The sequence below is a fragment of the Acidovorax sp. GW821-FHT11A03 genome (assembly GCF_058809075.1).
Window position 1 is genome coordinate 25840 of sequence record NZ_JBXASG010000006.1, and the last position, 18272, is coordinate 44111.

The window sequence follows — 18272 nt, forward strand, 5'->3', positions numbered from 1 at the left end:
TGGCGGCCCTTGCGCGGCGGCCGCTGGCCTGGGCTGCGCCAGTTTTGAGCGCAGCGCACTAAGGCGCACCCTGCAGTGCCCCCAGAGCAAAGACGGTCCTTTCTGCGGCGCGCAGCCATGGCTGCCGCTGCCACCAGCCTGCCCCATTGGGCTTGGAGCAACCCGCCGTCGCTGCACGCCAATCCGTTCGCGCTGGGCGTGGCCAGTGGAGACCCGGCGCCCGACGGCGTGGTGCTGTGGACGCGGCTGGTGCTGGCCGATGCGGCGCAGGTGCAGGCCGCCCACACCGTGCGGTGGGAGGTGGCGCACGATGCGCGCTTTGCGAAGATCGTGCAAAAGGGCGAGGCGCCTGCCCTGCCGCAGCTCGGCCACAGCGTGCATGTGGAGCTGCGCGGCCTGGCCCCGGACCGCTGGTACCACTACCGCTTCATGCTGGGCGATGCAGTGAGCACGGTGGGCCGCACGCGCACGGCCCCCGCACCGGGCGACCTGCCTGGCGCGTTGCGCGTGGGATTTGCCTCCTGCCAGCGCTGGGAGCACGGCCACTACGCCGCATGGCGCCACCTGGCGGCCGACCAGCCCGACCTGGTGCTGTTCCTGGGCGACTACATCTACGAATACGCCACGCCCAGGAACACGGCCGACCTGGCGCGCACCCACAGCCTCCAGCTGGCCACCACGCTGGCCGACTACCGAGACCGGTACGCGCTGCACAAGAGCGACCCGGCCCTGCAGGCCGCCCACGCCGCCTGCCCCTGGGCCGTGACCTGGGACGACCACGAGGTGCAGAACGACTACGCCGCCGGCGCAGGCCGGGGCGACGCCACCGGCTTTGCGGCGATGCGCGGCGCCGCATGGCAGGCCTTCTACGAGAACATGCCGCTGCGCGCGGCCAGCCTGAACCGGCCCTTCCCCGACACCCGGTGGGACGCGCTGCAGGTCTACCGCCGCCTGCGCTGGGGCCGGCTGGCCCACATCCACCTGCTGGACGGCCGCCAGTACCGCACCTGGCAGGCCTGCCGCACACTGGAATCCGCCAGCGCAGGCGCAGTGCGCGGCGGCCAGTGCGCCGACCTGGGCGACCCCGCCCGCAGCTTTCTGGACGCGGCGCAGGAGCAGTGGCTCGACGCCGGCCTGGCCAGCGACGCGGCCACCCGCGACACCACACACTGGAGCGTGGTCGCGCAGCAGACGCTGTTCTCGCCGCGTCACTACCCCTCGGGCATGGTGTCCACCGACAGCTGGGACGGCTACCCCGCAGGCCGCGCACGCCTGCTGCAATCGGTGGCCCGCCACGCGCCCCGCAACACCGTGCTGCTGGGCGGCGACATCCACCAGAACTACGTGTGCCGCGTGCACGCCGACGCGGACCGCCCCGGCTCGCCCGTCATCGCCAGCGAGTTCTGCGGCACCTCCATCAGCTCGCGCTCGGGCACCACGCAGGACAAGGTGGACGCCGTGGCGCGGCACAACCCCCACGTGCTGCTGGCCCGCTGCGACCTGCGCGGCTACGGCCTGGCGGACATCACGCCCGAGCGCTGGACCACCACCCTGCGCGCGGTGGACGACCCGATGCGCGCGGACAGCGGCGCCAGCACCCTGGCCCGGTTCGTGGTTCAGGACGGCCGCGCGGGACCCGTGCCGGCGTGAACGCTCATTTTTTGATAGCTATCAGCGCTTATCCAGAAAGAGACAGAGCCGCAAAAGGCCTCAAACCGTGCGCCTGTAGCGCAATGTAACGCCGAGCCCCCGCGCAGGCTGGGCACCGTACGATGGCCGCTTCTTGCTTGCCACGAAGGAGAAGCCCATGTCCCCCATCGTCTCGCCGGCCCCGGCATCCCCCCGCAGCTTGCGCCCTGGCCTGATCACCTGCGCCGCGCTCGCCGCACTGCTGGCCGGCTGCGCCAGCGCCCCCTCGCAGTTCGCCTACACCGTGCCGGCCCAGCCCGAAGGCTCCTCGGGCTACACCGAAAAACCCGGCTGGGCCACCGAGAAATTCGCCGTGGCCGCCGCCAACCCGCTGGCCACCGACGCAGGCTACCAGATCCTCAAGGCCGGGGGCTCGGCCGTGGACGCAGCCATCGCGGTGCAGATGGTGCTGACCCTGGTCGAGCCGCAGTCCAGCGGCATCGGCGGCGGCGCCTTCCTGCTGCACAGCAGCGGCAAGGTGGTGGAGGCCTATGACGGGCGCGAGACCGCGCCCGCCGCCGCCGACGAAAAACTCTTCCTCGGCGCCGACGGCAAACCCGTGCCGTTTTACGACGGCGTGGTGGGCGGCCGCTCGGTCGGCGTGCCCGGCACCGTGCGCATGCTCGAACTGGCCCACAAGCAGCACGGCAAGCTGCCCTGGGCCACGCTGTTCCAGCCCGCGATCACCCTGGCCGAGGGCGGCTTCAAGGTCAGCGCGCGCCTGAACACCCTGGCCCAGGCCGATCCGCACCTGAAGAAAGACCCGGTCGCCGCCGCCTACTTCTACAAGCCCGACGGCGACGCGCGGGACGTGGGCTTCAACCTGCGCAACCCCGAACTGGCCGCGGTGCTGCGCCGCATCGCCGCCGAAGGCAGCAAGGCCCTGCACGAGGGCGAGATCGCCCAGGCCATCGTCGACAAGGTGCAAAAGCACCCCACCAACCCCGGCAAGCTCAGCCTGGCCGACCTGGCCGGCTACCAGCCCAAAAAGCGCGAGGCGCTGTGCCACGACTACCAGGTCGCCAGCAAGGACTTCCGCGTCTGCGGCTTTCCGCCGCCGAGCTCGGGCGCCATCGCCATCGGGCAGATCCTGGGCATCCTCAAGAACACCGACGCGGCCGCCAAGCCGCTGCAGGACGGTATCCCCTCGGCCGACTGGCTGCACCTGTACACCGAGGCCGCGCGCCTGGCCTTTGCCGACCGCGCGCAGTACGTGGCAGACCCGGACTTCGTGCAGCCTCCCGCCGGCAGCTGGAGCAGCCTGCTCGCCCCCGCCTACCTGGCCGAACGCGCCAAGCTCATCGGCGCACAGAGCATGAAGGTCGCGCAGCCCGGCAACCCCGGCGCGGTGAAGGCCAGCTACGCGCCCATGCCCGACCAGCCCGAGTACGGCACCAGCCACATCAGCATCGTCGACGCGTTCGGCAACGCGGTGGCCATGACCACCACCATCGAAGACCAGTTCGGCGCGCGGCAAATGGTCAAGGGCTTTTTGCTCAACAACGAGCTCACCGACTTCAGCTTCGCGCCCGCCGATGCCCAGGGCCAGCCCATCGCCAACCGCGTGCAGCCCGGCAAGCGCCCGCGCTCGTCCATGGCGCCCACGCTGGTGTTCGACAAGGCCACCGGCGAGTTGCTGATGAGCGGCGGCAGCCCCGGCGGCGCGGCCATCATCCACTACACGGCCAAGACGCTCTACGGCGTCTTCCACTGGGGCCTGATGCCCCAGCAGGCCATCAACCTGCCCAACTTCGGCTCCATGAACGGGCCCACGCTGCTGGAGGAAAAGCGCTTCCCGCCCGCCACGGTGGAGGCCCTGCGCGCACGCGGCGCCGAGGTGCGCGAGATGAACATGACCAGCGGCCTGCAGGCCATCACCCTGGGCAACGCCCACGGCAAGAAGCTCTGGATGGGCGGCGCCGACCCGCGGCGCGAGGGCGTGGTGATGGGGGACTGAGCCCCGCGCTCACCGTGCCGCGCGCCGCCGGCCGGCCCCCGCCAGGGCCGCCACACCGGCCGCCAGCAGCAGCAGGGCCCAGGGCGACAGCGTGGGCACGGCCGTCGCGCCGGACACCATGGGCACGCCGGGGCCTCCCGCATCCCGCACCGCACCGTTGGGCCCCAGGGCAAAGTCATCGTCGCCCAGGCCCCCATCGGTGATGCTGAACCGCACCGTGTTTCCGCTGATGGTGGCGGGCAGCTCGTACCAGTGCGCAGCCGCGTTGCCGGGCGTGGGGCCCCACTTCCAATAGCGCGTGCCGGGCGGCAGCGGCGCGGGATAGGTGATGGTGAAGTGCAGCGTGGCCCCTGCCGCGCACCCGGCGGTGGCGAAATCGAACAGCCCGTGCGGAAAGGCCACGCCCGTGGGCGCCGCCGGCGCCACGCTGGCGGCGGGAACGAACCTGCTGGCGGCAAAGCCGCAGCCGGCCCCGCCGCCCGAAAAACCCGCCGTGACGGCGCCGCCCGGCCCCTCGCCCGTGAACTGGGTGGCGGCGGCCGGACGCACCACGCGCACCACGTACGACAGCGTGGCACCGCTCTGCGCCGTGACCAGCACCGTGACCGGGTTGTCGCCCACGGCCAGCGCGATGGGCGCCGACGCGCTGCCGCGCGCCACCAGCGCGCCGTTGACCCGCACGCTGGCCGTGGCCTCGGCCGCCAGGGGCGTCAGCGTGATGGACGCCACCGCGTGGTCCACGCTCGCCGTGTACTGCAGGGTGCCGGCATCGAACGCCGGGCCCAGGCTGCCCGCGGACAGCGTGAGCGCGCCCAGCAGGGCATTCGCGCTGGGCACGGGGCGCGTGGCGGAGAAGGTGTAGGTGGCCGTGCCGCCATCGCGCGCCAGCACGCTCACCGTGACGACCGCGCTGCCGCCGGCGGGCACCGCGACGGGCGCCGATGCGCTGCCGCTGGCCACCGGCACGCCGTTGACGCGCACCTCGGTGGTGCCGAAGGCCAGCCAGGGCGTGAGCGTGAAGTCCGGGCCGCCCACGGGCAACTGCACGGCATAGGCGGTGACGGCGCCCGAGAACGCCGGGCTCAGCGTGCCGCTGGACGGCACCACCTGGGCCAGGTCGGGCGCGGTGTTGCGCAGCACCCTCAGCCCCTCCCCCCGGTTCGACAGCGCGTTCATCACCAGGTCGGGCTTGCCGTCGCCGTCGAGGTCGGCCATCGCCATGCGCGAGGGCAGCCACGGAACGTAATGCAGCTGCGGCGCCGCCAGGCTGCCATCGCCCTGCCCCGCCAGGATGGCGACATTGAAGGCGCCGCCGTTGCCGTTGAGCACGGCGACGTCGGGATGGCCGTCGCCGTTGAAATCGCCCACCACCACGTCCTGCGGTACCTCCTGGCCGATCATGGGCCCCAGGCCGCTGGCGAAGCGCACGGGGTTCTCGAAGCTGCCGTCCGGGCGGCCCCGCAGCACGAACACCGTGCTCACGCCGTTCACCGACACGGCGACGACGAGGTCATCGCGCCCGTCGCCGTCGAGGTCGCCCACGCGCGGAACCGCCCCGCCCATGGGCACGCCCAGCGTCCCGTCGAAAGGCGCGCCGAAACCGCCCAGGGGCAGGCCCGGCAGCAGTTGCAGCGCACCGTCGCCGCTGGCCAGCACCAGGTCGATCCGCCCATCGCCATTGAAGTCCCCGCCGACGACGTACCGCACCCAGCCCAGGCTCCCCACCGGCTGCGCGTCCGCGAAGCGGCCGCCGCCCAGGCCGCGCTGCACGGCAGCGCCGTTCGCGCCGGGCGACACGAGATCGGGGCGGCCATCGCCGTCCACGTCCAGCGCCGCGACGCCCGCGGCCGCCGCGGGCGGCCAGGCCAGCGGGGGCGACAGCGCACTGAAGCGCCCATCGCCCAGGCCCAAGGCCAGCTGGGCGTGGCTGCCATCCACCGCCATCGCGTCCAGCCAGCCGTCGCCCTGGAAGTCGCCCAGTGCCAGCAGGAAACCGTCGCCCAACCCCACCGGCGACCACTGCGCGGCGGCGAAGGTGCCATCGCCCCGGCCCGCGAGAAGCGCGATGTCCCGCCGGACCAGGCTCACCGCGGCGATGTCCACATGCCCATCGCCATCCACGTCGCCCACCGCGAGCGTCACGGCCTGCGTGCCCTCCAGCGGCAACGACAGCGGCGCGGCGAAGGCCGTCGGGTTGTGCGCGAGCGGCACCGCCTGCGGCGCCTGGCGCGTGATGGAAACCAGGTAGGTGCGCTGCACCATGCCGTCGCTGGACATGACCTGCACCGGCACGGTGTTGGGCCCCGGCGCCAGCGCCACGGTGGCGGCATGGCCGCTGCGCAGCATCTGCCCGCCGACGCGGGCCGTGGCCTCGGCATCGGGCAGCGCCAGCCCCACCCGCACGGAGGCCATCACGAAAGGCACGCTGGCGCTGTAGGCCAGCACGTCCGGGTCGAACGCGGGGCTGAGGCTGCCGCCCGACAGCGTCAGCCCGGCCAGCGCCGCGTCGGTGCGTCCGCGCAGCACGTCCAGCGTGTAGCTGCCGGTCTGCAGGCCGTCGGTGCTGGTGACCTGGATGGTGATGGCGTTGTGGCCGGGCTGCAGGGGAATCGGCGCCGAGGCCTCTCCCGGCACCACCGGACCACCATGGACGAGGATGGTGGCCGTCGCATCCTCCGCCGTGGGCGTGACCGTGAGCGTGGAGGCATCGCTGGCGGCCCGCACGGTGTAGGCGGCGATTGCGGGATGGAACGACGGCCAGGGCGTGCCGCTGGACAGCGCCAGCCCCAGCAGCCTGGCGCTGTTCACGAGGCTGGCACGCACCACGCGCAGCGTGTACGTGCGCTGCGTAGCGCCGTCCTGCGCCGTGGCCCGAACGGCGATGGTGTTGGTGCCGGGCGCGAGCGGCACGCTCACGCCGCCCCCGGCCGCCACGGGCGCGCCGTTGACCGTGACCGACGCCCCGGCGAAGGCGGGGGTGGGCGTGACGGTCACCGCGCTGACGGTGCCGGCCACCGATGCGGTGTAGAGCATTACGTCCGGATCGAACGCCGGGCTCGGTGTGCCCGCCGACAGGGCCAGCGCCGCCAGCCGGGCGTTGGTGTCGGGCGCGGCGCGGGCCACGGTCACGGTGTAGGTCCTGGTGGCCAAGCCGTCCTCCGACTGCACGCCGACGGCGATCGCCGTGGCGGCCCCCGCCTGCAGCGCCACGGAATGCGGCACGCCCGCCGCCAAGGACGCCCCGTTGACGGTGAGGGTGGCGGTGGATGCAGCTGGCGACGCCGTGAGCGACACCGCCGTGGTGGCATAGGGCACCGTGGCGCTGTAGCCCGTCACGGCGCTGTCGAAGGCCGGACTGAGCGCGGCGCCGGACAGGGCGAGGCTGTCCAGGTCGGCGCTGGCGCTGGCCAGCCGCGTGATGGCCAGATCGAAGGTGCGGGTGGTGCCGTCCTGAGCCATGGACTGCACCGTCACCGTGTTCGCGCCCAGGGCCAGCGGGATGGCCGGCGATGCGCTGCCGCTGGCCACCGGCTGGCCGTTGACCGTGAGGCCGGGGCAGTCCGCCGCCGTGGCGACCACCGCCACGGACCGGTCGCGCACGGTGGCGCTGTAGCTGTGCGTGGCCGGATCGAACGGCGGGGAGAGCATGCCCGCCGACAGCGCCAGGGCGGCCAGCTCGGCGTTGGCGCCCGGCCCCTCGCGCTCGATCTGCAGCGTGTAGAAGGCCCTGGCGGTGTAGTCGAACGACAGGGGCCGCTCCACCGCCAGCTCCACCGTGTTGGCGCCAAACGCCAGGGGGACGGACAGCGCGCCCTCCGTCTCGCCGCCGAACAGGTGGAGCGTCTGCCCCAGGGCCCGCACGGTATAGGGCTGGTAGTTGGGCTGCCAGGCCCGCACCGCGATGCTCTGCGGCGCGCAATGGCCGATGCGGATGCCCGGCACCGCCACCCGCAGCGGGTCGTCGGTAAGATCTCCCAGCGGGTAAACCGCGGCGACACCGCCCACCGCGATGGAGGCCAGCTGCGCGTAGTTGGTGAAGCCGGGTTCCGGGTCATCGGCCACCGCCCCTCCGCAGGCACACGCCAGCAGACAACCCAGCACCCACCGGCGCATCCGCAACCCCGCCTTCCAACCGCCCATATCCCCTCCCCCTTCAGCCGCTGCACGGCACCGTGTTGGGCCGCGATTGTTCGCAGGCAGCGTTGACGCAGCGTTGAACGCCCGCCGCCCTGGCGGGTGCACGCGGGAGCGCAGGCACCGGTTCGCGCATGTTTTGCTATATTTTTAATAGCTTCCAGCGCTTTGCGGTAAAGCGCTGCAGCCCAAAATGGCATCAATCCTTGCGCTGACGGCGGCGCGCGGTGGCCGCGCCCCCGGCCATCAGCAGCGCCAGCACCGTGCCCGCCCACGGGCCGCCCAGCGGCACGGCGACCGGGGTCGCGGGCCCGCCTGGACCGGGCGCGGCGGCCACCGAGAACACATAGGTCACCGTGGCCGTCTGCGCCGCGGCGTCCGTGACCTGCACCGAAAAGCCGTAGTGGCCCGCTGCCGTGGGGGCGCCCGACAGCAGGCCTCCCGCGGACAGGGACATGCCCGCCGGCAGGCTGCTTCCGGCCGCCAGGGCGTAGGTGTAGGGCGGCGTGCCCCCCGTGGCCGACAGGCTCTGGCTGTAGGCCACGCCCGCCACGCCCCCGGGCAGGCTGCCCCCCGTGAGCACCGGCGTGCTGGCCAGAGGAATGACGGCGCCGCTGTGCAGCACCACGCCGCCGCCCGACGACAGGCCCGCCACGGCCTGCCCCGCGATGGCGCCGGCCTGGGCCGCTGCGGGCGGCGCCCCCAGGGCGCCAGCCAGCAGGGCGAGCGCAGCAGCCGCGCGGCCCGAGGAGAGAAGAAAGGATGGCATGCCGCGCTCCCTGCCCGCTAGTTCCGCGTGGGGTACGTGCCGCCCACACAGATGATGTAGTTCAGCGCCAGCGACGGCGGCAGCCTCTCGAACGGCTGGGTGGAGCCCGCGCTCCCCACCGACGTGGGCGCCAGCCGGGTGTCGGGCGCGACCGCCGCGAAGGCGCCCGCCTCCGGCACCGCGGCCAGCGCCATGCCGGCAGCGGGCGTGGCGCTGGTGGCCGCGCCGCCCGCCGCCGCCACCGCGTGGCTGTGGGGCGGCAGGTTCCAGTGCTGAAGCCACATCTGCTCGTCGCCCCGGTGTGTGCCTTCGACGACGTCGGTGGCCAGCCCCAGTCCCTGGCCCGTGCCCACCGGGATCCGGCTGCCCAGATGGGGCAGGTTGAAGTGGGTCATGCCGTCGCCGCCCCAGGTGGTGCCCAGCACCGAGAAAAGCGCGTTGTGGTCGGTGATGCTCAGGGCCTGGCCGTTGGCGAGCATCCAGCCCACCGGCGCGTAGTCGCCCGCGAACAGCCGCACATCGCCCAGCAGGCAGTTGCCGGCCACCTGCGCGCCGGTGCCGGCGCATGCCAGCAGGCCCGTGCCGGCCAGCAGGAGCTGGCCCAGCCGTGTTCGCCGTGTTTGCATGGCGGTGCTCACGGCCGGACGGGGAAGTCACCCGCGGTGCAGATGATGTAGTTCATGCCCAGGCTCGGCGGCAGGATCAGGAACGCCTGTCCGTTGCCGGCGGACGCCACGCTGGTGGCGGCCAGCTGCACCGACGGCGACGCGGCGGCATACAGCCCCGCGTTCTGCGCCACGGCCAACACCTTGTCGCTACCGGGGGTGCCCGTGGTGGCCGGGGCATTGCTGGCCACGTTCAGGGCGTGGATGTGCAGGGGCATCTGGCCGGTGGTCAGCGTGTGCGTCTCAGCGCCCCACTGGTCCCCCAGCGCGCGGTAGGTCAGTCCGAACCCTTGCCCCTCGCCGACCGCCACGCGCCCGCGCAGGTCCGGCAGGGCGAAGGTGGAGGATCCGTTGCCGCCGTAGGTGGTGCCCAGGATGCTGAACAGCGCTGCCGTCTGGGCGTTGAGGGCCAGCATCTGCCCCTGCGCCAGGGCCCAGTTGCGGGGCGCGAAGTTGCCGGCGAACAGGCGCAGCTCACCCATCATGCATTCCTGCTGCGCCATCACGGGCGATGCGCCGGCGGCCAGGGCGGCCGCCAGGGCCAGGGAAGCAAAAGCGTGGTTCTTCTTCATGGCATGTCGTTCTCTTGATGCATCACTGCGCGGCGATGAAGCACACCGGCTGCGCCGTCTCGGCGCTGTCGAGCCAGCCCAGCGCCAGCGTGACCGCGCCGGCCGCCTTGGCCACCGGGTGCACGGCGCGCGCGCGGCCCGTGGGCGCGGCCCGCGCGTCCAGCACCAGCGTGTAGCCAGCGCTGGCGAAGGCGGTGGTGAAGGTGATCTGGTGCTGGCCGGTGCCGCCGTCGTAGGCCACGGTGTAGCCCGTGCCGCTGCCGGCCTGCCCCACGCTGAAGCAGCCGTGCACCAGGTTGCCGGCGCCGCCGCCGGCCGGGCCGGCGGGGCCCTGCGGCCCGGCAGGCCCCTGCGGCCCCTGGGCGCCGTTGCAGACGTAGGCGGTGGCGGAGACCTCCCCCACGTCCAGCACGCCGTTGCTGTTCGCGTCGCTGCCACCCTGCACCCGCGTGCCGCCGGTGGCGCAGTTGGCGCCAACAGCCTCGGCGGCGGTGGCGATGAGCGCCCGCGCGCCCGCCGCGCCGGTGGGACCGGCCGGGCCGATGGGGCCGATGGGCCCGGCCGCGCCCGCCGGCCCCTGCGGGCCGGTGGCCGCGCCGCAGGCCCAGCCAGTGGCCGTCTGCAGCAGCGTCTCGCCCACGGCGCACACCTGGCCGATCTTGGCGGCGGTGACCGCGCCGTCGGCGACGGTCTTCGCGCTCAGGGCATAGGGCGCGCTGGACAGGGGCATGCGCGGCGCCAGCTCGGCGGCGCCGTTCACGCTCACGCCCAGGTAATACGGCTGGTCGAACGGCAAGGCCAGCGGGGCGATGCTGCCCAGCTGCACGCTGAAGACGCCGGTCGCCAGTGCCACCGCCGGATGGGTCTCCTCCCACAGCGCCGCGCCGCCCGTGGCCGCATCGTAGAGCCGGAACTGCAATTGCACGGGCCCCGCCAGCGGCCCGCCACCAGGCTGGGTGAGCTGCCCCTGGTAGCTGACGGAGGCGGGCACCGCCGCATGGCTGCCTTGCGCCGCCAGCCCCCAGCCCAGCGCCAGGGCCATGGCAGCGGCACGCACGGTGCCACGCCATGGGTACGCCGCCTCGGCCTTCTTCGCTGCATTCACGACCATCCCGCCTCCTCCCTGTTACGCCGCGCCGCGGCACCTTGGACAAGGGGCGGATTGTGGAAAGCAGGGCGTTGACAGAGCGTTGAATGCCGCGATCGCGGCCCTGGACCGGGCCCGCGACAAAACGCCGGGGGGCAGGCCGCCGCGATGCTTCCGTCAGGGGCGCATGGCCGCGGCCGCCGCGGTGCACTGCGCCAGGCATTCCCGTGCCTCGTGCAGATCCGGGTTGCCAGGCAGGTCCGAGACGCGAGCCAATGCGGGTTCGAGCAGCGCCGCCGCTTCGCCACAGGCCCCCTGCGCCGCCAGCAGACGTGCGATGCGCGTGGCGCTGCGCAGCGCAAACAGGGCCGCGCCGCAGGCCTCGGACCGCGCCAGCGCGTCGCGGTACAGCCGCAGCGCCGGCACGGTGTCGGACGGCCGCAGCTGCAGCAGGGCATCGCCCCGCAGGCGCAGGAGTTCTGCGACGAAATGCGTGTCGTGGTGCGCGGCCGCCTTGTGCAGCGCCTCGTCGATGGCGGGCAGCGCCTCGGCGCCACGGCCCAGGTGCAGCAGCGCATCGATGAGGAACGCCATGAAGGTGATCTCGATCACGCGGAACACCTGCCGCGCGCCCTCCAGGCCCTCGCGGATGGGGGCCAGCGCGCGGGCATCGCCCTGCACCGCCTGCGCCCAGCCCAGCACCGCCGCGGCGGCGGCCTGCCACAGCAGCAGCCGGTGGTGCTGCGCGTAGGCCAGCAGTTCGGCGCTGAGGGCGGCGGCGTGCTCCGGATCGCGCAGGTGGCGGTAGAGCACGGCGGCGCAGCTGAACGCAAAGCCGAAGCTGTGCGCGTGGCCCAGCGTGCGTGCCAGGGCCACGTTGTCATCGGCCAGCGCCCGCGCGCGCGGCAGGTCGCCCTCGATCCAGTGCACCCAGGCCAGCAGGGCGCGCGCGGCGATGCCGATGTCCTCGCCGAACCGCGCGATCGATTCGGCACTGCCCACCCGCGTGCTCCAGCCGATGGCCGCCTCCAGGTGCCCCCGCGAGCGCGCGAACTCGCCCAGCCACAGGGTGTTGTTGCCGTAGGCGTACTCCACGGCCATGCGCCGCGCCGGGTCGGCGCTGCCCTCGGCCATGCGGGCCAGGCGGTCGGCGTATTCCAGCGGATGCTCGTCCTCGCTGTGGCGCCCCACCATCCACAGCCCCCACATGAGCGGGAACAGGTCCATGCCCGGCGGCGCGCTGGCGGCGAGCGCCCAGGCGCGGTGAAAGCAATCCCTGGCCGCGTCGGAGCCATAGCCCTGCGCGCCCACCAGGGCCGTGCCCAGGCCGACCTGCAGCAGCAGCTCGTCGCGCGCGCGGCCCGGGTCGTCCTCGGGCAGCGCCTGCACGGCGGCCAGGCCCGCATAGAAGTCGTGGATGGCCTCCCCCAGCACCGAGCGCGATGCGGCCTGGGTGCCGGCCACCCACCAGGCATGCGCAGCGGCGGGATGGATGGATTCGGACAGGTGGTGGGCAAGGATTGCGGGATAGGCCCGCACACGCTCGGAAAAATCGGTGCGCAGCGCCTCGGCCAGCCGGGCGTGCAGCCGCCGCCGCTCGGCCTGGGCCAGCGATTCGTAGGCGGCCTGGCGGATGAGCGCATGGCGGAAATACAGCGGCCCGCCGAGCCGCCGCCGCACCAACCCCGCGTGCTGCAGTACCTCCAGGCCGCCGCCCACATCGTCCTGCGGCCCGGCGATGGCGCGCAGCAGGTCCTCTCCGAAGTCGCGGCCGATGCAGGCCGCGTACTGTGCGATGCGCTTGGCCGGGCCCATTCCATCCAGGCGCGCGGCCAATGCGTCCCACAGCGTGGCCGGCACCTCGCTGTGGCCTGCGCCCCCCGCCAGAGCGGCACGGGCCAGTTCCTCGGCGTACAGGGGCACCCCGTCGGCGCGGCCCACGATGGACGCCATCTGGGAATCCCCCAGCCGCGTGCCGCCCTCCAGCTGCGTCACCAGGGCGCGGATGGACTGGTACGACAGCGGCGCCAGTTCCAGTTGCACCGCCAGCCTGGCGGCCAGCGGTCCATGCGGCTGCGCCCGCGTGGTGCACAGCAGGAGCAAGGGAGCATCGCGGTCTGGCACCAGCATGCGCTCGAGCAGCTCCGATGTGGCCTGGTCGGCCCAGTGCAGGTCCTCCACGACGAGAAGCAGCGGCCGGCCATCGCTGCCGGGGCCGAACAGCCGCGCCAGCAGGTGCTGCTCGCGTTCCTTGCGCTGGGCCGGGTACAGGGGCTGCGCAGCGGCGGCAATGCCGGGGTCCATGGGCAAGCCCAGCAGGTGCAGCAGCACGGGCAGCTCCGCCAGGGCGGCCTCTGTCCCCAGCTCTTGCAGGACCTGGACGGCGGCCTGGACGGCGCCCTGGTGCGCATCGGCGGGCGTGCCGTGGTCCAGCCCCATCTGGCGATGCAGCTGCTCGACAAAGGGAAAATAGGGGATGTGGGCCGACTCGGCCTGGCAGGCCACTTCGGCGACCCGGCCGCCACAGGCCCGGACCTGCTGGGCCAGGGCCGCCGCCAGGCGGGACTTGCCCTTGCCGGCATCGGCCCGCAGCAGCACGCCCACCTGCCGCCCCCGCTGCGCGTCGCCCCACGCGGCCAGCAGCCTGTCCAGCTCCTGGCGCCGCCCGACCAGGGGAGAGGCGGGGCGCTCCTCCGCATCCCCGCGGCGCATGTCCTGCCTTCGGGCCAGCAGCACCGCCGCGCCCTCCTGGGCAGAGCCCCATTGAAAATGCGTCTCCAGGATGCCGCGCAACGCGGCGCTGGCCAAGACGCCCCCCGCCGGCGCAGCCTGCGCCATGCGGCGCGCCGTCCTGGTGAGCGTGCCCGCCGCATCGGGCGGGCCTTGGGATTCGGCCACAAAGGCCCAGCCCGCGTGCAGGCCCACGCGCGGCACGAGGTCCGCCGCGCAGGCCGCGGCACGCCACGTCTGCACCAGGGCGAGAGCGGCCTGCGCGGCATCGCGCGGCGCATGCTCGCGCGCGCTGGGGTAGCCGAAGAAGGCGAGCAGCTCGCCCCCCTGCGCCGCGACCACATGGCCTGCGTACCCGCGAACAAGCCCGCTGCCCTGCTCCAGCAGCCCCGCCAGCGCGGCGGCGGCGTCCTCGGGGTCCATGCCGTCGCGCGGCTCGAAATCGCAGGCCAGCACGGCAAGGCGGCGGCGTTCCGGCAGCGCCAGGCCCTCGGGCCGCGGGGATTGCGGTGCTGCGGCGGCGCCGATGCGTTCGACCAGCGCCACGGTCTGTGGCTCGGGCTCGGCCCCCAGCTCCTGCGCGATGGCGCGGCGGTACGCGGCATAGTGCGTCAGCGCCGCGGACGGGCTGCGGCGCGCGAGCAGCCGCAGATAGCTGCGCTGCAAGGGCTCGCGCCACGGGTCCACCTCGATGGCGCGCTGCGCATACTGCAGCGCCTTCGCGCCGTGGCCCTGCAGCTCGTGGTGCGCCACCAGCCGCTCCAGCATGTCCAGCGCCTGGCGGTGCAGCCCTTCGCGCCGCGCGGCCAGCCATGCCTCGAACTCGGGCGCGTCGGGCAGGTACAGCCCCGCCAGCAGGGGCCCCCGGTAGTGCGCGACGCGCTGCTCGAGCAAAGCCGGCGCATCCACGGGCACGCCGGCGCCCGCGAGGAAATCGGCCACGTCCAGGCGGCAGCCGGCGCCGGCGCGCAGGCGCAGCGTTTTCTGGGACGCTTCGATCAGCGGCGGGGATCCCGTCGCCGTCGCCTGCGCCTCGCCCAGCGCACGGCGCAGGTCGAAGAGGCAGCCCCGCAGGTTGGCGCGGGCCCGCTCGGCATCCACCTGCGGCCACAACAGGTCGGCCAGGTGCTCGCGGCGGTGCTCGCCAGGCTCCAGGGCCAGGTAGGCCAGCAGTGCGCGGACCTTGTCATAGGGGAACGCGGTCACTGCCTCCTGTCCGCGCGAGATGTCGAATCCGCCCAGAAAGCGCATGGCCAGCTCGCGCGAAAGAGGCCCGTTCACGAAGGTAGTCAAGGTGCGAAGAGAGGAGCAGCGGGGGACGGGAAGGAATGGTGCGCTGGCGGGCACCGCGGCATTCTATGTGCCGCCCGCGCGCAGCCCGGCCGGCCCCCCGCCGCCCAGCCCCTGTCACTGCGCGGGGCCGCGCCACGGCGCCCTCACTGCTCGGCGATCACATCCACGAACACCAGCGGCTCGGTGCCGGTGTTGACCAGACCATGGGATTCGCCCTTGCGCACGATGGTCACATCGCCCGGCTTCACGGGCACCTCGCGGCCGTCCTTGTCGCGGAAGGTGCCACGGCCCGAGACGATGATGTAGGTGTCTTCATTGGTCGTGTGCTTGTGGTAGCCGATGGAGTCGCCCGGCTGCAGCGTGAGCCAGCTGATCTCCTTGATGGCTTGGTCCCTGGACGCCTTGTCGCGCGTGAACGCGTACTCGCCGATCAGCGTGCCCTTGCCGCCGCCGGCGGCCTCCTTGCTGGCCTTGATCAGTTCTTCCTTGGCGTACACCTCGGCCAGGGCCGGCGCGGCCAGCAGGGCCAGAGCCAGGGCGGCGCCCGCAGCCCGTGCAAGCGATTTGTTGTGTGTTGTCATAAGTCTCCTCGGTGGATGGATGCCGCAGCCGCGCCGGTCAGTCATCCCGGCACACGCCGCGGCGGCCGCGCCCGCATGGGCAAGGCGCGTGCCGAAGGGCATGTTAGAGCCTTGGGCGCCGTTGCGCTGCCGGGCCGTCAGGGTTCTGAAGGCGTGCGCCCTCACCCCAGCCGCGCCAGCACCCTGGGCACACTCGCCACCAGCATGGCCACACCCGACAGCGTGAGCAGCCCGAGCACGATCTGGCGGAAACGCAGGTCGCTGATGCCGTGGTACAGCCGCGCGCCCAGCAGCGTGGGCACCAGCATCGCCGGCACCACGATGGCCAGCAGGGGCAGCGCCTCCCGGGTGACCAGGTCGGTGGCCAGGTAGGTGATGAAGGTCACCAGCAGCATGGCCAGGTTGAAGTTCTGGATGATGGCGCGCTGCACGTCCTTGTCCATGCCGCGCAACGTGCACCACAGCGTGGGCAGCACGCCGGTGAAGCCGCCCAGCCCACCCATCACGCCGCCCGCCATGCCCACCAGCGCGTCGGCCACGCGCCCGCCGCGTGTGATGCGGGGCAACTGCTTGGCCATGAGCATCGCCGGGCACCACAGCGCCAGCAGCGTGCCCAGGATGACCTTGAACGCGTCCATGTCCAGCCGGGGCAATACGGCCACCCCGATGGGGATGCCCACCAGGCCACCCAGCACAAAGGGCAGCAGGCGCACCCGGTCAAAACCCCGGCGCACCGTGGCCGCCGCCACCAGCTGGCCCGTGAGCGCGCCGCACACGGTCAGCACGGCCGCCAGGCGCGGCTCCAGCGTCCAGGCCCAGAACGACATGGCCACCATGCCAAAGCCAAAGCCCGACAGGCCCTGCACGAAGCCCGCCGCCACGGCCCCCAGGGCCACCACCCACAGCACTGAATCCATTGCCTTGTCCCCCTTCTGGTTGTCCGCGTGCCCAAGGAGACTGGCGGTGCCTCTGCGCTCCCGCCAGCTCCACCCACCTGCCTGTTCGCTCCCTCGCTCGCTTCGGATTGTGGAGACTTCCCATAAGCAAAGCATCAGCAATTAATATCAAGCCATACAGTTTTCTGAATACCCCAAAAACCCGATGTCCACGCCCCCGCCCCTGGATCCGGAGACCGTACAGGCCCGCCTTGCCTCGCGCCTGAAGGTGCGTCATCTGGTGCTGCTGCAGCAGATCGAGGCGCATGGCACGCTCACCCGCGTGGCGCACCACATGGCCACGAGCCAGCCCGCCATCACGCACGCGCTGGCCGAACTGGAGGCGATCTTCGGCGCGCCGCTGTTCGAGCGCTCCCCGCGCGGCATGGTGCCCACCGCGCTCGGCGCCGTGGCGCTGGCCCGTGCGCGCACCCTGCTGCAGGACCTGGGCCACTGGGCCCGCGACATGGAAGCGGCCAGCGCGGGCCGCGCCGCGCACCTGCAGGTCGGCGTGATCCCTTTCGTGCCGGGCCGCCTGCTGGCCGCGGCCATCGGGCAGACCCGGCCGCGCGGGCTGCGCGCCACGGTGAGCATCCACGAAGGCACCAGCGACCACCTGCTGCAGCGCCTGCGCGGGCACGAACTCGACTGCGTGATCGGCCGCGCATCCGCCGTGCTCGACATGGACGGACTGGTGCACGAGGTGCTGTACCACCAGGAGCCGCGCCTCATCGCCCACCGCCGCCTGTCGGCGCGCCTGGCCCGCAAGCCCCTGGCCTGGGCCGAGCTGGCGGACCTGGACTGGGTGCTGGGCGCGCGGCAGACGCCCATGCGCGAGCAGATCACCGACTTCTTCCTGCGCGCGGGCGTGGTGCCGCCGCAGCCTTATGTGGAAAGCCTCTCGTCCAAGGTCATCGGCGAGCTGGTGGCGGCCAGCGAGCGGGCTGTCTCCATCGTGCCGGCCGACATCGCGCAGGAGCTGGTGCGCATCGCCGGCGTGGCCATCGTGCCGCACCGCTTTGGCTGGACGCTGCCGCCCATCACGCTGTTCCAGCGCCTGCGGGACGCGCAGCATGCCGAGGTGGCGCAGTTCGCGCAGGCGCTGCGGGGGGCGGCGGCGGCCTTCACGGCCGAGCAGGCCTGAGGGTTCGCGTCCGGCCGGCCGATCCTCTCAATACAGCGTCGCCTGCTGCCGCGCCGGCAGTTCCTGGTCGTACGCCGCGCCATCGAATGCGCCGTGCGTGAGGGACGCAAGGATGGCGCCGGGCGTGGGCACCGGTCGCGGGGTGCCGGGCGGCACGGCATCCCACAGGCGCGAGCGCTGGAGGGCACGCGCGCACTGGAAGAACACGGTCTCCACCTCGACCACGACCACGCACTTGGGCGGCTGGCCGTTGACCACGAAACGCGCGAGCAGGTCAGGCGCCACGCTGATGCGGGCACGGCCGTTCACGCGCAGGGTTTCGCCCACGCCGGGGATGAGGAACAGCAGCGCCACGCGCGGGTCGGCCAGGATGTTGCGCAGGCTGTCGGCGCGGTTGTTGCCCCGGCGCTCGGGCAGCAGCAGGGTGGTGTCGTCCTGCAGTTGCACGAAGCCCGGCGGATCGCCGCGCGGCGATGCATCGAGCCCCCCGGGGCCGGTGGTGGCCAGCACCGCGAAGGGCGAGGCCTCGATCATGGCGCGGTAGGCGGGGTGGACGCGGGGCACCTCCTTGTGCACGGAGGCATCGCTGAGCGGCCCGAGCAGCGCCTCCAGGCGCGCCAGGGTGTCGATGGCATGGGGGTCGGGCTGCGCCGGGGCGGTGGCTGTCATGGCGGGTGGTTCAAAAAAAGGTGGAGGGGATCAGGGCCAGAGGCGAT

12 protein-coding genes are annotated in these 18272 nt (G+C 73.1%); 3 read left to right on the forward strand and 9 right to left on the reverse strand.

Annotated elements, in window-relative coordinates:
* The first annotated feature begins 117 nt into the window (after positions 1–117).
* Positions 118–1650: an alkaline phosphatase D family protein gene (locus tag AC1RVY_RS15955; protein WP_492807148.1), complete on the forward strand. Its 1533-nt coding sequence runs from the start codon at positions 118–120 to the stop codon at positions 1648–1650.
* Positions 1651–1807: 157 nt separating this feature from the next.
* A complete protein-coding gene (locus tag AC1RVY_RS15960) occupies positions 1808–3646 on the forward strand; it encodes a gamma-glutamyltransferase family protein (protein WP_218340256.1) in 1839 nt (612 codons plus the stop codon).
* Positions 3647–3655: 9 nt separating this feature from the next.
* Here the strand turns inward: AC1RVY_RS15960 and AC1RVY_RS15965 are convergent, their stop codons facing one another.
* The 8 genes from AC1RVY_RS15965 to AC1RVY_RS16000 form a co-directional block, all read right to left on the reverse strand.
* Positions 3656–7708, reverse strand: coding sequence for an IPTL-CTERM sorting domain-containing protein (locus AC1RVY_RS15965; RefSeq protein WP_492807149.1), 4053 nt, complete (start codon positions 7706–7708; stop codon positions 3656–3658).
* Positions 7709–7979: 271 nt separating this feature from the next.
* Positions 7980–8549, reverse strand: a complete 570-nt coding sequence (locus tag AC1RVY_RS15970) for an Ig domain-containing protein (RefSeq protein ID WP_492807151.1) — start codon at positions 8547–8549, stop codon at positions 7980–7982.
* 17 nt (positions 8550–8566) lie between these two features.
* Positions 8567–9175 (reverse strand): phage tail protein, encoded by a 609-nt coding sequence (locus tag AC1RVY_RS15975; RefSeq protein ID WP_492244023.1) that lies wholly within the window; start codon positions 9173–9175, stop codon positions 8567–8569.
* A gap of 8 nt (positions 9176–9183) precedes the next feature.
* Positions 9184–9786: a phage tail protein gene (locus AC1RVY_RS15980; protein WP_255591122.1), complete on the reverse strand. Its 603-nt coding sequence runs from the start codon at positions 9784–9786 to the stop codon at positions 9184–9186.
* A 22-nt stretch (positions 9787–9808) separates the two neighbouring features.
* Positions 9809–10897, reverse strand: coding sequence for a DUF8740 domain-containing protein (locus tag AC1RVY_RS15985; protein ID WP_492807153.1), 1089 nt, complete (start codon positions 10895–10897; stop codon positions 9809–9811).
* 153 nt (positions 10898–11050) lie between these two features.
* Positions 11051–14896: an ATP-binding protein gene (locus AC1RVY_RS15990; protein WP_492807155.1), complete on the reverse strand. Its 3846-nt coding sequence runs from the start codon at positions 14894–14896 to the stop codon at positions 11051–11053.
* A gap of 143 nt (positions 14897–15039) precedes the next feature.
* Positions 15040–15477 carry a cupin domain-containing protein gene (locus AC1RVY_RS15995; RefSeq protein ID WP_255591121.1) on the reverse strand — a complete coding sequence of 146 codons (438 nt, stop codon included), beginning with the start codon at positions 15475–15477 and terminating at the stop codon, positions 15040–15042.
* 161 nt (positions 15478–15638) lie between these two features.
* Positions 15639–16394: a sulfite exporter TauE/SafE family protein gene (locus AC1RVY_RS16000; protein WP_492807156.1), complete on the reverse strand. Its 756-nt coding sequence runs from the start codon at positions 16392–16394 to the stop codon at positions 15639–15641.
* Between the two features lie 184 nt (positions 16395–16578).
* On the opposite strand from AC1RVY_RS16000, the gene AC1RVY_RS16005 reads away from it, so the two are divergent.
* Positions 16579–17556, forward strand: a complete 978-nt coding sequence (locus AC1RVY_RS16005) for a LysR substrate-binding domain-containing protein (protein WP_492807158.1) — start codon at positions 16579–16581, stop codon at positions 17554–17556.
* Positions 17557–17583: 27 nt separating this feature from the next.
* On the opposite strand, the gene AC1RVY_RS16010 is transcribed toward AC1RVY_RS16005, so the two are convergent.
* Entirely contained in the window at positions 17584–18225 is a 642-nt protein-coding gene (locus AC1RVY_RS16010) for a pyridoxamine 5'-phosphate oxidase family protein (protein ID WP_492244029.1), read from the reverse strand.
* Positions 18226–18272 lie beyond the last annotated feature (47 nt).